The organism is Cognatilysobacter tabacisoli (genome assembly GCF_003586305.1).
In the GTDB taxonomy this organism is placed as follows: domain Bacteria; phylum Pseudomonadota; class Gammaproteobacteria; order Xanthomonadales; family Xanthomonadaceae; genus Cognatilysobacter_A; species Cognatilysobacter_A tabacisoli.
Map to the genome: position 1 here is coordinate 90,784 of NZ_QXJI01000004.1, position 13,386 is coordinate 104,169.

General features: G+C 72.8%; 12 protein-coding genes. 3 read left to right on the forward strand and 9 right to left on the reverse strand.

The features are described from left to right. Window positions 1-4: 4 nt before the first annotated feature. The 3 genes from D3A60_RS12900 to D3A60_RS12910 are packed head-to-tail and all read right to left on the reverse strand — an operon-like array spanning window position 5 to window position 2,591. Window positions 5-682: a methyltransferase domain-containing protein gene (locus D3A60_RS12900; RefSeq protein WP_119719183.1), complete on the reverse strand. Its 678-nt coding sequence runs from the start codon at window positions 680-682 to the stop codon at window positions 5-7. Window positions 683-696: 14 nt separating this feature from the next. After that, on the reverse strand, window positions 697-1,323 hold the full coding sequence (locus tag D3A60_RS12905) for an SGNH/GDSL hydrolase family protein (protein WP_119719184.1): 627 nt from the start codon (window positions 1,321-1,323) through the stop codon (window positions 697-699). 8 nt (window positions 1,324-1,331) lie between these two features. Further along, window positions 1,332-2,591: a pyridoxal phosphate-dependent aminotransferase gene (locus tag D3A60_RS12910; protein ID WP_119719185.1), complete on the reverse strand. Its 1,260-nt coding sequence runs from the start codon at window positions 2,589-2,591 to the stop codon at window positions 1,332-1,334. Window positions 2,592-2,741: 150 nt separating this feature from the next. Here D3A60_RS12910 and rsgA point away from each other — a divergent pair, with 150 nt between their 5' ends. From rsgA to D3A60_RS12925, 3 genes are all read left to right on the forward strand, one after another. After that, entirely contained in the window at window positions 2,742-3,848 is a 1,107-nt protein-coding gene (rsgA, locus tag D3A60_RS12915; RefSeq protein WP_119719186.1) for a ribosome small subunit-dependent GTPase A, read from the forward strand. Beyond that, window positions 3,835-5,109: a peptidase MATCAP family protein gene (locus D3A60_RS12920; protein ID WP_119719187.1), complete on the forward strand. Its 1,275-nt coding sequence runs from the start codon at window positions 3,835-3,837 to the stop codon at window positions 5,107-5,109. The genes rsgA and D3A60_RS12920 overlap by 14 nt, the downstream gene beginning before the upstream one ends. 142 nt (window positions 5,110-5,251) lie before the next feature. Further along, window positions 5,252-7,552: an NADP-dependent malic enzyme gene (locus D3A60_RS12925; protein ID WP_119719188.1), complete on the forward strand. Its 2,301-nt coding sequence runs from the start codon at window positions 5,252-5,254 to the stop codon at window positions 7,550-7,552. A 52-nt stretch (window positions 7,553-7,604) separates the two neighbouring features. On the opposite strand, the gene D3A60_RS12930 is transcribed toward D3A60_RS12925, so the two are convergent. From D3A60_RS12930 to D3A60_RS12955, 6 genes are all read right to left on the reverse strand, one after another. Beyond that, window positions 7,605-8,000, reverse strand: a complete 396-nt coding sequence (locus D3A60_RS12930; RefSeq protein WP_119719189.1) for an STAS domain-containing protein — start codon at window positions 7,998-8,000, stop codon at window positions 7,605-7,607. Window positions 8,001-8,069: 69 nt separating this feature from the next. After that, window positions 8,070-8,561 carry an ATP-binding protein gene (locus tag D3A60_RS12935; RefSeq protein WP_119719190.1) on the reverse strand — a complete coding sequence of 164 codons (492 nt, stop codon included), beginning with the start codon at window positions 8,559-8,561 and terminating at the stop codon, window positions 8,070-8,072. A gap of 6 nt (window positions 8,562-8,567) precedes the next feature. Continuing rightward, window positions 8,568-10,556 carry a SpoIIE family protein phosphatase gene (locus D3A60_RS12940; protein ID WP_231120517.1) on the reverse strand — a complete coding sequence of 663 codons (1,989 nt, stop codon included), beginning with the start codon at window positions 10,554-10,556 and terminating at the stop codon, window positions 8,568-8,570. A 38-nt stretch (window positions 10,557-10,594) separates the two neighbouring features. After that, window positions 10,595-10,957: a response regulator gene (locus D3A60_RS12945; protein ID WP_119719191.1), complete on the reverse strand. Its 363-nt coding sequence runs from the start codon at window positions 10,955-10,957 to the stop codon at window positions 10,595-10,597. A 3-nt stretch (window positions 10,958-10,960) separates the two neighbouring features. Continuing rightward, window positions 10,961-11,401: a response regulator gene (locus D3A60_RS12950; protein ID WP_119719192.1), complete on the reverse strand. Its 441-nt coding sequence runs from the start codon at window positions 11,399-11,401 to the stop codon at window positions 10,961-10,963. Beyond that, entirely contained in the window at window positions 11,398-13,194 is a 1,797-nt protein-coding gene (locus tag D3A60_RS12955; RefSeq protein ID WP_119719193.1) for an ATP-binding protein, read from the reverse strand. Before D3A60_RS12955 ends, D3A60_RS12950 begins: the two co-directional genes overlap by 4 nt. Window positions 13,195-13,386 lie beyond the last annotated feature (192 nt).

The following is a 13,386-nucleotide window of genomic DNA, read 5'->3' on the forward strand; positions in this document are numbered from 1 at the left end:
GCGATCAGGCGGCGGGCCGGGTCGCGACCACGCGCCAGTTGTTGAACGGCGTGTTGCCGAACAGCGGGGTGAACTCGGCCTGCAGGCCGGCGGCGTCGAAGCGCGCGCGCAGCGCATCGGCCGACGGGTAGCTGCGCGGACCGGCGTTCATCCAGCCGAGCAGGCGCGAGAACACGTCGACCGCGCGGGTGACGCGCGCGCGCCGTCCGCCGTCGTCGAGGCCGGTGCGGATCACCAGCCGCGCGCCCGGCGTCAGCATCGCGACCGCGGCGTCGAGCGTGCGCGCCTGTGCGTCCGGCGCGATGAACTGCAGCACGTCGAGGATCGCGACGCTGCCGGCGTGCGCCGGCGCGCCGGCGGCGAGGTCGACCGTGTCGAAGCCGACGTCGGCCAGCCCGGCGCGGCGGGCGGCGCGCGCGGCGCGCGCGACCTTGCCGGCGTCGTTGTCGACGCCGCGGTAGGCCAGCGCGATGCCGTCGGCGCGCAGCGCGTGCGCGAGCAGGCCGAGCCCGCAGCCCAGGTCGAGCAGCGGCGCCCGGGTACCGCGCAGCGCGTCGCACACGCCGGCATAGAGCGGGTCGCTGCCGAGCTTGGCGCGCGCGTAGTGGTAGTCCCAGCGGCTGCCGAGCGCGCGCTCGGGCAGGTAGTGGCGCGCGATCGCCGCCGCGCGCTCGCGCGGCATCGCCGCCGGTGCGCTCACGCGGCGGTCAGCAGCGCGCGGGCCACCGGCAGCGCGCGCTGCGCCCAGCGCGCGTACATCGCCGCCGACGGGTGCAGGCCGTCGTCGACCAGCATCGCCGCGTCGCCGTCGCCGTCGCGGCTGACGTCGGTGATGTTCACGAACGCGACCCCGTGCGCCTCGCACAGCGCGCACGCGGCGGCGTTGTAGTCGTCGAGCTCGCGCGCGACCTGCGCGGGGTCGCGGCCCTGCTGCGCGGCGAACGGGGTCACGCCCCAGTCGGGAATCGACAGCACCAGCACGCGATCGGCGCGGCCGCCGGCCAGCGCGACCGCGCGCGCCAGCAGCGTGTGGAACTCGCCGCGGTAGTCCGCGCACGAGCGGCCGCGGTACTGGTTGTTGACGCCGATCAGCAGGCTGACCAGGTCGTGCGTGCCGACCGGCTCGGCTGCGGCGATGCCCACCGCCAGTTCGTCGGTGGTCCAGCCGGTCGTCGCGATCGTGCGCGGGTCGTCGAGCGCGATCCCTTCGGCGCGCAGCGCGGCGGCGAGCTGGTGGGTCCAGCGGCCGTCGGCCGGCACGCCCTCGCCGATCGTGTAGCTGTCGCCGAGGGCGAGGAAGCTCAGGGGCGCGCGGTCGGCCATCGTCGTGCTCAGGCCACGGCCGCGCGCGCGGACTCGGCCGCGTAGCGGTCGAGCACGCGGTCGATGCGGCCGAACACTTCGCGCATGTCGTCCGGCTGCGGCAGCAGGGTCACGCGGAAGTGGTTGCGGTACGGCACGTTGAAGCTCGAACCGGGCACGACGAGCACGTCCTCGGTCTCCAGCAGCTCCAGCGCGAAGCGGTGGTCGTCGAACCCGCGCGCGGCCGGGCCGACCACACCGGGGAACGCGTACAGCGCGCCGGCCGGCGTCACCAGCTGCAGGTGCGGGCTGGCGGCGACGGCGTCGACGACCGCGCGCCGCGCCTCGAACAGCCGCCCGCCCGGCGCGCACAGCGGCGCGATGGTGTCCTCGCCGTTGAGCGCGGCGTCGATCGCGAACTGGCCCGGCACGTTGGCGCACAGGCGCAGCGCGCCGAGCAGGTCCATCGCGTGGTGGAAGTCGCCGCTGGCCAGCGGGTCGCCGCTGAGCACCGCCCAGCCGACCCGCCAGCCGCACGCGCGGTGCACCTTCGACAGCCCGCCGAACGACAGGCACGGCGTGTCGCCGGCGAGCGGGGCCAGCGGCTGGAACGTCGCGTCGTCGTACAGAATCGAGTCGTAGATCTCGTCGGCCATCAGCAGCAGCTTGTGGCGCGCGGCGATCGCCGCGATCTTCTCGAGCAGCTCGCGCGGGTAGGCCGCGCCGGTGGGGTTGTTCGGGTTGATCAGCACGATCGCGCGGGCGCGGCTCGACACCAGCGACGCGATCTCCTCCGGGTCCGGCAGGAAGCCGTTCTCCGGCAGGCAGCGGTAATAGACCGGGCGGCCGTCGTTGAGGATCGTTGCGGCCGACCACAGCGGGTAGTCCGGCGACGGCAGCAGCACCTCGTCGCCCGGGTTCAGCAGCGCGCGCAGGCTCAGGTCGATCAGCTCGCTGACACCGTTGCCGATGAACACGCGCTCGGGCGAGGCGTTCGGCGTGCCGCGGCGCTTGTGGAACCCGGCGATCGCCTCGCGCGCGGCCGGCAGGCCCTGCTGGTGGGTGTACGGGTCGGTGTGGGCGATGTGGTCGGCGATCGCGCGCTGCAGGTGCTCCGGGGCGCGGAAGCCGAACGCGCCGGGATTGCCGATGTTGAGCTTGATCAGGGTGCGGCCCTGGGCCTCGAGCTCGCGTGCGCGGCGGGCCAGTTCGCCGCGGATCTCGTAGCGGACTTCGGACAGGCGTTCGCGCGTCTTCAACGCAGACGATTTCAGCGGGGTCGAGGACATGCGGGGCAGGCGGGGCGGGGGTGGAGTGCCAGCCTAGCCCAACGACGCCAGCGAAGCAGCCGCGGCGGGGCGCGCCGGCGACGCGGGCGGCGGCGTCTGCGACCGCCATCGCGCTTAGAATCGCGGCATGACCCCGACCGCCGCGCGCCGTTGATCCGCGACCCCGCCGCCCTGCAGGCCATCGGCTGGCGGATCGACGCGGCCGGCGATCCGGCCGAGCCGGCCTGGCGCGAGGCCGTCGCGGCCCACCCGCAGGCGCGCCCGGCGCGCGTGGTCGAGCAGCACCGCAGCGGCTACGCGGTCGCCGAGGCCGCCGACCACGCCGAGCGGGTCGAGTCGTTGCCCGAGTGGCAGCGGCCGCGCTTTCCGGCCGAGCAGCGGCCCGCGGTCGGCGACTGGGTGCTGGTCGAGGGCGACACCGCGGCCACCTACCGCATCGTCTCGCTGCTGCCGCGGCGCACCGCGATCAAGCGCGGCGCGGCCGGCGAGCACTACAAGCAGCAGGTGATCGCGGCCAACGTCGATACGGTGTTCGTCGTGTGCGGGCTCGACGCCGACTTCAACCCGCGCCGGATCGAGCGCTACCTGCTGCTGGTCCGCGGCGGCGGCGCCGAGCCGGTCGTGGTGCTGACCAAGGCCGACCAGGCCGAGGACGTCGAGGCCACGCGCGCGGCCCTGGCCGACCTGGCCGGCGGCGCGGTGGCGGTCGTCGCGGTCAACGCCAAGGACGCGGCCAGCGTGGCGCAGCTGCACGCGTGGCTGCCGGCCGGCAGCACCGCGGTGCTGGTCGGCAGCTCCGGCGCCGGCAAGTCGACGCTGACCAACACCCTGCTCGGCACCGAGAAGATGAAGACCGGCGCGGTGCGCGAATCCGATGCGCGCGGCCGCCACACCACCACCCACCGCGCGCTGATCCCGCTGCCGACCGGCGCGTGCCTGATCGACACGCCGGGCATGCGCGAGCTGAAGCCGACCGGCGAGGAGGACGTCGCCGAGAACTTCAGCGACGTCGAGGCCGTCGCCGCGCAGTGCAAGTTCCGCGACTGCCAGCACGGCCGCGAGCCCGGCTGCGCGGTGCGCGCGGCGATCGAGGCCGGCACCCTGTCGGCCGAGCGCTTCGCCCACTACGTCAAGCTCAGCGCCGAAGTCGCCGGCGCCGCCAGCAAGCTCGCCGGCCGCCGCGCCGAGAACGCCGCGGCCAAGGTGCAGGGCAAGGCGCTGAACAAGCGCCTCGACGAAAAATATGGGCGGCACTGACGCCGCGTCGGCGCGCTCGCTCGCCCACCACGCCGCGCTCGATGCGCGGCTCGTCGCCGCGGTGCGCGGCATCCGCCTGCTCGAGGCGGTCAGCTGGCCGGCGCGGGTGCAGGAGGAGTTCCTCGCCGCGTGGCGGATCGGGCGCATCCACCTGCCGGTGATCGAGTACGCCAAGCGCGACTACACCGAGGTCCGCGCCGAGCTCGACGCGGTCGGCGCCGGCGCCGACCCGGACGACCCGCTCGGCCGCTACCTGCAGCAGACCGCCGAGAGCTGGCGGATCGCGACCCGGCTGCTCGACGTCGCCGGCAGCCACCGCGTGACCGCGTACTCGACCCGGCTGTTCGGCCGCCCGGTCGAACTGCTGCCCGGCGACGGCCCAACCCACCTCGAGGCCGCGCTGCACTTCGTCAACCTCGCCGACGAACTCGACCAGGAGCTGCGCGAGGTCGAGCCCGACGCGGTGATGTCGGCCGAGACCGTGCAGGCCGAGCTGCAGCAGGCGATCGACGCGCTGTTCACCGGCCACAGCGTGCGCGTCGAGCTCGACGACACGCTGATCGCCAAGGCCGCCGCCAGCGCGACGCGGATCCGGCTGCGCACCAACACCGGCTTTTCCGAGTACGACCGCAACCAGCTGCTGGTGCACGAGGCCTTCGTGCACACGCTGACCGGCCTCAACGGCCGCGAGCAGCCGCACCTGCAGTCGATGGCGCGCGGGTCGCCGCGCACCACCGCGACCCAGGAAGGGCTGGCGACGTTCGCCGAGCTGATCTCCGGCTCGATGGACATCGAGCGGATGAAGCGGATCAGCCTGCGCATCGTCGCGATCGACAAGGCGATCCACGGCGCCGACTTCGTCGAGGTGTTCCGCTTCTTCCTCGAGGCCGGCCAGCCGCCGGCGGAGAGCTTCGCGTCGGCGCAGCGGATCTTCCGCGGCGTGCCGCTCGGCGGCGGCGCGGCGTTCACCAAGGACACCGTGTACCTGCGCGGGCTGCTCAGCGTGCACACGTTCTTCCGCTGGTGCCTGCGCCACCACAAGCTGGCGATGGCGCGGCAGCTGTTCGCCGGCAAGCTGGCGCTCGAGGACGTGTTCTCGCTGGAAAGCGCGTTCGCCGACGGCGCGATCGTCGCCCCACGCTACCTGCCGCCGTGGATGCAGCGCGCCAACGGGCTGGCCGGGCTGCTGGCGTTCTCGCTGTTCGCGAACAAGATCCGGCTCGACCAGGTCGACGCCGACGACCTGGTGCTCGGCCTGTAGCGGCGGCCGGGCGCCGGGCGCGGCCCACGTGCGCGCGGCGCATTTGCGGATTCGCGACCTGTGCCGCCTGCGCCGCCGCGACGCGGGGGCTTTCGCCGCCCCCAGCCGCTAGAATCGGGCTCCCGCTGCCGCCGACGCCGCAATGTCCAACAGCCACGACGATTTCAAGCAAGCCGCGCTCGACTACCACCGGCTGTCGCCCCCCGGGAAGATCCGGGTCACCGCCACCAAGCCGATGGTCACCCAGCGCGACCTCGCGCTCGCGTACTCGCCCGGCGTGGCCTACGCGTGCGAGGCGATCGTCGCCGATCCGACCACCGCGTTCGACTACACCGCGCGCGGCAACCTGGTCGCGGTGATCTCCAACGGCACCGCGGTGCTCGGCCTGGGCGACATCGGCCCGCTCGCCGGCAAGCCGGTGATGGAAGGCAAGGGCGTGCTGTTCCAGAAGTTCGCCGGCATCGACGTGTTCGACATCGAGATCGACGAGAAGGACCCGGACAAGCTGGTCGAGATCATCGCCAGCCTCGAGCCGACGTTCGGCGGCGTGAACCTGGAGGACATCAAGGCGCCGGAGTGCTTCATCGTCGAGCGCAAGCTGCGCGAGCGGATGAAGATCCCGGTGTTCCACGACGACCAGCACGGCACCGCGATCATCGTCGGTGCGGCGATCTACAACGCGCTCGAAGTGGTCGGCAAGAAGATCGAGGACGTGGTGCTGGCCACCGCCGGCGCCGGCGCCGCCGGCATCGCGTGCCTGGACATGCTGGTCGCGCTCGGCATGAAGCCGGAGAACATCCTCGCGGTCGACCGCGACGGCGTGCTGTACACGGGCCGGCCGAACCTCGACCCCGACAAGGCGCGCTACGCGCGCGACACCGACAAGCGCACGCTGGCCGACATCGTCGCCGGCGCCGACATCTTCCTCGGCCTGTCCGCCGGAGGCGTGCTGAAGCCGGAGATGGTCGCGACGATGGCCGACCGGCCGATCATCCTCGCGCTGGCCAACCCGTACCCGGAGATCCTGCCGGAAGACGCGAAGAAGGTCCGCCCGGACTGCATCGTCGCGACCGGCCGTTCGGACTACCCGAACCAGGTCAACAACGCGCTGTGCTTCCCGTACATCTTCCGCGGCGCGCTCGACGTCGGCGCGACCACGATCAACGAGGCGATGAAGCTCGCCTGCGTGCGCGCGATCGCGCAGCTGGCGCGCATGGAAGCCGGCGACCTCGCCGCCGCCTATGGCGAGGAGATCCCCAGCTTCGGCGCCGAGTACCTGATCCCGCGCCCGTTCGACCCGCGCCTGCTGGTGATGCTGGCGCCGGCCGTCGCGAAGGCGGCGATGGAGTCGGGCATCGCCACGCGCCCCATCACGGACATGCGCGCGTACGTCGAGAAGCTCAGCCAGTACATCTACCGCACCAGCCTGCTGATGAAGCCGGTGTACGACCGCGCGCGCGGCGACCTCAAGCGCGTGGTCTACGCCGAGGGCGAAGAGGAAACGGTGCTGCGCGCGGTGCAGACCGTGGTCGACGAAAAGCTCGCCTACCCGATCCTGATCGGCCGCCCGGACGTGATCGAGACGCGCATCGCGCGGCTCGGCCTGCGCATGCGCGCCGGCGTGGATTTCGAGCTGACCAACATCAACGACGACCCGCGCTTCAACGACTACTGGCAGCAGTACCACGCGCTGACCGAACGCCGCGGCGTGTCGCCGGCAGCGGCCAAGAACCTGCTGCGCTCGCGGCCGACGCTGATCGCCGCGCTGATGGTCGAGCGCGGCGAAGCCGACGCGATGATCTGCGGGCTGGTCGGGCGCTTCCACAAGAAGCTCGGCTACCTGCGCAGCGTGTTCGACTTCGACAAGGGCGTGACCGGCACGGCGGCGATGACCGGCGTGATCAACGACCAGGGCGTGTGGTTCTTCCTCGACACCCACGTGCAGGTCGACCCCAGCGCCGAGCAGATCGCCGAGGCGACGCTGCAGGCCAGCTACCGGCTCAAGCTGTTCGGCATCGAGCCGAAGGTCGCGCTGCTGTCGCACAGCAACTTCGGCAGCCACGACAACCCGTCGGCGGCGAAGATGCGCCGCGCCTACCAGCTGATCCGGCAGCGCATGCCGAAGTTGGAGATCGACGGCGAGATGATGGCCGACACCGCGTGGGACGCCGAGCTGCGCCAGCGCATCTTCCCGAACACCACGCTGACCGGCCGCGCGAACCTGTTCGTGATGCCGAACCTCGACGCGGCCAACATCACCTACAACATGATCCGGGTGATGACCGACGGCGTCGCGATCGGCCCGATCCTGATGGGCCTCGACAAGCCGGCGCACATCCTGACCCCGGCCTCGACCCCGCGCCGCGTCGTCAACATGACCGCGATCGCCGCCGTCGACGCGCAGATCCGCGCCGCCCGCGACGCCGGCGAACGCCGCGGCTGACCGGCGTGTCCGTCGGCCCGCGCGCGCGATCGCGTGGCGGGCCGGGCGGCGCTCAGTTGAACTCGCTGTCCTCGTCGTCGCCCGACAGCACCTTGCGCTGCATCGCGTCGAGGTAGGCGTCGGCCTCGGCGACGCTGGTGAAGATCTCGTTCAACGGCACCGCCTTGACCACGTCGAACACCTTCTGGATCTGCGGCTGCGGGTTGACCACCAGCACCTTGCCGCCGCGCGCGGCCAGCGCCTTGCGCGCGCGGAAGATCGAGCGGATGCCGGCCGAGCTGATGTACTCGAGCCCGGCCAGGTCCAGCACCAGCGACGGCACCGTCGACGCGAGCAGCGGGGCGAGCTGCTGGTCGAGCTCGGCGTAGGAGTGCGTGTCGAGCCGCCCGCCGAGCGCGACGCGCTGGCTGCCGGCGGTGGGCGGGTCGATGCGGATCGTCAGGTCCATCGTGGGGCTCTCCGTCGTGGGGGGGCGTGCGCGCCGATGCGGCCATCGGCGCTCGGAACGGGGTCGGGGTCAGGAACCGGGGTCGGGCAGCCGCACCACGAGCCGCAGCACGTTGTGCGGCTCCTCGCGGGCGTATCGCACGTCCTCGGCCAGCGCCTGCACGAGGTACACGCCGAGGCCGCCGATCGGCCGCTCGCCGATGTCGGCGTCGAGGTCCGGCGGCGGGCACGCCAGCGGGTCGTAGGCCAGGCCGGTGTCGCGGAACTCGATGTGCAGCCGCGGGCCGTCGCGGACGATGCCGACGCGCAGCCAGTGCGCGTCGTCGTCGGCCGGCTTCGACCCACTGTGTGCCGCGGCACTGTGCTCCAGGCCACCGTGCTCCTGCCCGCCGTGCTCCGGCACGCCGTGCTCGAGCACGTTGCACGCGACCTCCTCGGCGATCAGGCACAGGTCGGCGCGCAGCGCGTCGTCGTAGCCCTGGGCGATCATCGCGGCGTTGAGGCTGCGCAGCAGGTGGTGGACCTGGTCGCGGCGGACGGGAACTTCGGCGTTGAATTCCATCGCGGCTCAGCCTCCTGTCCGGCGCAGCGCGAGTACGGTGATGTCGTCCGACTGCGGGGCGCCGTCGGCGAAGCGGTGCACCGCCGCCACCAGTCGCGCGCACAGCGCCTGCGCATCGTCGCCGGGGTCGAGCGCGGCGAGCAAGCGCTCGACGCCGAACGCCCGGTTGCCGGCGTCGAACGCCTCGGTGATGCCGTCGGTGTAGGCCAGCAGCGCGTCGCCGGGCTCCAGCCGCCCGCGCCAGCAGTCGAACGCGGCGATCGGCTCGAACCCCAGCGGCGGCCCGGACTCGACCGGCAGCAGCTCGCGGCGGCCGTCGGCGTGCAGGCGCACCGGCGGCTCGTGTCCGGCGCTGGCCATGACCAGCTCGCCGGTCGCGACGTCGACCACGCCGCACAGCACGGTCGCGAACATGCACGTGTCGTTGCCTTCGACCAGCCGCTGCGAAGCCTCGACCAGCGCGGCGTCCGGCGCGCCGCGCAGCCGCGCCGCGGTTTCCAGCACGGTCACCGCGCGGGCCATGAACAGCGCCGCCGGCACGCCCTTGTCGGACACATCGCCGATCACGAACCACAGCGTGCCGGCCGGGCGCTCGAAGAACGTGTAGAAGTCGCCGCCGACCGCCTTGGCCGGCTCCAGCTGCGCCTGCGCGTCGAGCCGCGCGCCGTCGACGGCGAGCGCGCGGCCGGGCGGCAGCATCGCCAGCTGGATGTCGCGGGCGATCGACAGCTCGCTCTCGAGCCGCTGCCGCGCCGCGCTCATCTGCGCGATCTCGTGGATCTGGCGCTTGATCGAGCCGCGCGCGTTGTCGAACGCGCGCGCCATCACGCCGACCTCGTCGCTGCGCGCGACGTGGCCGAGCGGGTACTCGAACTCGCCGGCGGCGAAGTGCCCGGCCGAGTCGGTCAGGTCCTCGATCGGACGGGCGATCGCGCGCGAGTAGTGGCGGATCGCCCACACGCTCAGCACCACCCCGAGCAGCCCGCCGAGCACCACCAGCAGCGTCGCGCGGCCGAGGTTGGCGAGGATCCGCGACTCCGACACCGACAGCACGTGGCCCCAGCCGCCGTGGCCGACCGGCGTGGCGACCGAGAACCGGCGCCCGCCGACCGGCGCGTCGTGCACCAGTTCGGCCGGCATCCGCCGCGCCAGCGCGTCGGCGATCGGGACCAGGTCGGCGCGCCCGTGCCGCGCGACCAGCTCCGCGACCGACGCCTTCAGCGCCAGCGCCGGGTCCGGGTGCGCGACCAGCCGCCCCTCCGGCGACACCAGCCACGACTCCATGCCGGCGCGGCCGGCGTCGCGCTGGATGATCGTGCGCAGCCGGTCGACCGGTACGTCGACGCTGACCATGCCGATCGCCGGCGCGTCGTCGCGGTCGCCGGGCCGGCGCAGCGGCAGGTTGTAGGTGGTGAACCAGCGGTTGGCGGTGGCCGCGTTCGCGTACGGCTCCGACCACCACGGCGCGCGCGTGGTCGCGGTGCGCACGTACCACGGCATGCGCCGGTAGTCGTCGTAGCCGAGCCCCTCGACGCTGCTTTCGGCGTAGCCGGCGCCGTCGCGGCGGATGTACCAGGTGAAGCCCGGGTCGTCCGCCGCGAGCTTGCCCGGCTCGATGATCAGCATCGCCCCGGCGATGTCCGGGTCGGCCAGCAGCACCGCCATCAGCAGCGAGCGCAGGTTGAACGGTTCGCGCCCGACCCCCGACGCGCTGGCGGCCAGCGTGCGGCCGCTGACCTGCACCGAGTCCATCGTCGCCGCGAGGCTGCGCGAGGTCTGCGCGGCCAGGCTGCGGACCTCGTCCTCGGCGTTCTCGATCATCGCCACCCGGATCGCGGCGTAGAACAGCGCGGCGACCAGCACCAGCAGCACCGTGCTGGTCAGCATCGACCACAGCATCAGCCGCGTGCGCAGGCTGTGGCGCCACGGCACCCGCGCCGGCGCGGGCGGGCGCACGGGCAGGGCAGCAGCAGGGTCCGTCGCGCTTGCGTCCATGGCCGGCTCCGCGGAGGCTGCCGGCAGGATAGCGCCGGTCAGTCGAACCAGTCGCGCAGCAGGCCCGGCAGCCGGTCGAACTGGTCCTTCAGCACCATCGCGTCGGCCTCCGGCGGGCACTGGTTGTGCAGCAGCGAGCCGGTCATGCACACCGTGCGGGTGCCCGGCGCCAGCTCGCCGGTCAGGCGCAGCGCGCGCTCGCCGTCGAAACCGGGGATGTTGATGTCCGAGACCACCACCTGCGGCTGGAACTCCGCCAGCGCCTGGCGCAGGCCGGCCTCGTCGAACACGCGTACGCACTCGGCGGCGACGCCGCCGTCGACCAGCGCGAACTTCACCAGCTCGGCGTCGTCGTCGGAATCATCGACGACCAGCACCCGCAGCGGCTTGTCGGCCGACATCCGTCAGGCTTCCGGCGGGACTTCGTTGAACACCGCCCAGAACTTGCCGAGCGTCTTGACCGCCAGGAAGAACTGGTCGACGTCGACCGGCTTGACCACGTACGCGTTGACGCCCAGGTCCCAGCTTCGGGCCAGGTCGCTCTCCTCGCGCGAGGACGTCAGCATCACCACCGGGATCCGGCGCAGGCGCTCGTCGGTGCGCAGCTGCTGCAGCACCTCCAGCCCGTCCATGCGCGGCATCTTGATGTCCAGCAGCAGCACCGCCGGCTCGCCGCCGGTACGGCCCTCGTACGCGCCGCGGGCGTACAGATAGTCCATCGCCTCGGCGCCGTCGTTGACGTGGATGATCGGATTGACGAGGTTGGCCTCGCGCAGCGCGTCGATCGCCATTTCGGCGTCGGCCGGGCTGTCTTCGGCCAACAGGATGCTGCGGATCTGGGTCATGCGCTGAACTCCGGGGAAAGCGGGGCGTCCGTGGACGGTGGGAGGGTAAAGAAGAAACGCGCGCCGCGGCCGGGTTCGGACTCGGCCCAGATGCGGCCGCCGTGGCGTGCCAGCACGCGGCGCACGCTGGCCAGGCCGATGCCGGTGCCTTCGAACTCGCTCGCGCCGTGCAGGCGCTGGAACACGCCGAACAGCTTGCCCGCGTAGTTCATGTCGAAGCCGACGCCGTTGTCGGCGACCTCGAAGCGGTGGGTGCCGTCGGCCTCGCGCAGGTAGCGCACCTCGATCTGCGCCGGCTCGGACTTGCTGCTGTACTTGACCGCGTTGCCGAGCAGGTTCAGCCACACCTGGCGCAGCATGTTCTCGTCGCCGACCACGACCGGCAGCGGCGCGATGCGCCATTCGATCCGGTGGCCCGGGTACTCCTGCTCGGCGTTGGCGTCGAGCAGCGCGCGCTTGTCGGCCACCACGGTCTGGAAGTCGACCGGCTGCAGGCGCAGGCCGCTGCGGCCCAGGCGCGAGTACACGAGCAGGTCGTCGATCAGCTGCGACATGCGCTTGGCCGAGGTGCCGATCACCGACAGGTAGTGCTCGCTCTTGTCGTCCATGCGCTCGCCGAGGTGGCGGCGCAGCTTGTCGGCGAAGCCGGCGATGTGGCGCAGCGGGGCACGCAGGTCGTGCGAGACCGAGTAGCTGAAGGCCTCGAGCTCGCGGTTGACGTCGGACACCTGCTCGACCTTGCCCTCGAGCTGGCGGTTGAGCTCGCGGATCTCGCGTTCGCTGGCCTTCTGCGCGCTGACGTCGCTGGCGGTCAGCAGCACCAGGCCCTCGGCGTCGGCGGTGTCGGCGTCGTCGATCGACATGCGCGCGGCGTTGATCAGCATGGTCCGTTCGACGCCGTCGGCGGTGCGCTGGCGCTGCTCGTAGTCCCACAGCTCGCGGCCGCGCAGGGCGACGTCGCCGATCCGGCGCAGCGTCTCCTCGTTGCTCCACGCGCCGTCGCCGGCGTCGGCCAGCCGCGCGCCGCCGGCGCCGGCGTCGAAGCCGTACAGCTCGGCGAACGCGGCGTTGTGCTGCACCACCCGCAGCGAGCGGTCGATCACCGCGATCGGCTCGCGCACGGTGTCGAGGATCTGGCGCGCGCGCTGGTCGGCGCGGCGCACGCCCTGCTCGGCGTCGCCGCGCTGGCGGGTCATCTTCGCCAGCGCCGCGGCCAGCAGGCCGAGCAGCAGCAGCTGGGCCAGCATCGCCAGCCACGCGATGCGGTCGGCGCGGGCGACGATCACCTGCTCGCGCGCCTCGCGCGCCACCAGGTTGCGCTCCTCTTCCTCGATGATCCCCTGGGCCATGTCCAGCACCGGGAAGCGCGCCACCAGCTGTGCCAGCAGCGTGCTGCGCGCGCCGGGCGGCGCGGCGCGCAGCCGTTCGACCGCGTCGAAGCGCTGGCGCAGCATCGTGCGCAGCTCGCCGATCCGGACCTGCTGCTTCGGGTTGTCGCGGGTCAGGCCTTCGAGCTCGTCGAGCGCCGCCTCCGCGCGCGGGCGGCCGGTGGCCAGGCGCTTCTCGATCACCGGCGTGGTCGCGCCCATCAGCGCGGTCAGCGCGGCCGATTCGAAATCGCGCGACGCGGCCACCATGCGCTGGGCGGCGGCCTCGACGCGCAGGGTGTGCTTGACCAGGTCGCCGGCCGCGGCGCTCGCGTTCACCGAGCGCTGCGCGTACAGGAACGGCACCACGACGATCGCCGCGATGAGCAACACCAGCGCTGGGAACCGCCAGGACAGAAAAGCCATCAACCAACCCGAGAGCGACGAGGACGCAGGCCGCGACTGGACGGGACGGGCACGCAGGGGGACGCGCGGGAGCCGGACATCGGGCGAAACGCGCACGACGGTACGCAGGCGGGCGTGAATGCCCGATTCACGCAGCCCTCACGGGAGCGCGGCGCGGCCCCGGCGGCGGCCTGCGCGGCCCGCGATGTTTAC

What these genes read in the sequence shown, in the direction of transcription:
- D3A60_RS12900 (WP_119719183.1), bottom strand. Translation starts at nt 682, where the DNA reads ATGCCGCGCGAGCGCGCGGCGGCGATCGCGCGCCACTACCTGCCCGAG.
- D3A60_RS12905 (WP_119719184.1), bottom strand. Translation starts at nt 1,323, where the DNA reads ATGGCCGACCGCGCGCCCCTGAGCTTCCTCGCCCTCGGCGACAGCTAC.
- D3A60_RS12910 (WP_119719185.1), bottom strand. Translation starts at nt 2,591, where the DNA reads ATGTCCTCGACCCCGCTGAAATCGTCTGCGTTGAAGACGCGCGAACGC.
- D3A60_RS12920 (WP_119719187.1), top strand. Translation starts at nt 3,835, where the DNA reads ATGGGCGGCACTGACGCCGCGTCGGCGCGCTCGCTCGCCCACCACGCC.
- D3A60_RS12925 (WP_119719188.1), top strand. Translation starts at nt 5,252, where the DNA reads ATGTCCAACAGCCACGACGATTTCAAGCAAGCCGCGCTCGACTACCAC.
- D3A60_RS12930 (WP_119719189.1), bottom strand. Translation starts at nt 8,000, where the DNA reads ATGGACCTGACGATCCGCATCGACCCGCCCACCGCCGGCAGCCAGCGC.
- D3A60_RS12935 (WP_119719190.1), bottom strand. Translation starts at nt 8,561, where the DNA reads ATGGAATTCAACGCCGAAGTTCCCGTCCGCCGCGACCAGGTCCACCAC.
- D3A60_RS12940 (WP_231120517.1), bottom strand. Translation starts at nt 10,556, where the DNA reads ATGGACGCAAGCGCGACGGACCCTGCTGCTGCCCTGCCCGTGCGCCCG.
- D3A60_RS12945 (WP_119719191.1), bottom strand. Translation starts at nt 10,957, where the DNA reads ATGTCGGCCGACAAGCCGCTGCGGGTGCTGGTCGTCGATGATTCCGAC.
- D3A60_RS12950 (WP_119719192.1), bottom strand. Translation starts at nt 11,401, where the DNA reads ATGACCCAGATCCGCAGCATCCTGTTGGCCGAAGACAGCCCGGCCGAC.
- D3A60_RS12955 (WP_119719193.1), bottom strand. Translation starts at nt 13,194, where the DNA reads ATGGCTTTTCTGTCCTGGCGGTTCCCAGCGCTGGTGTTGCTCATCGCG.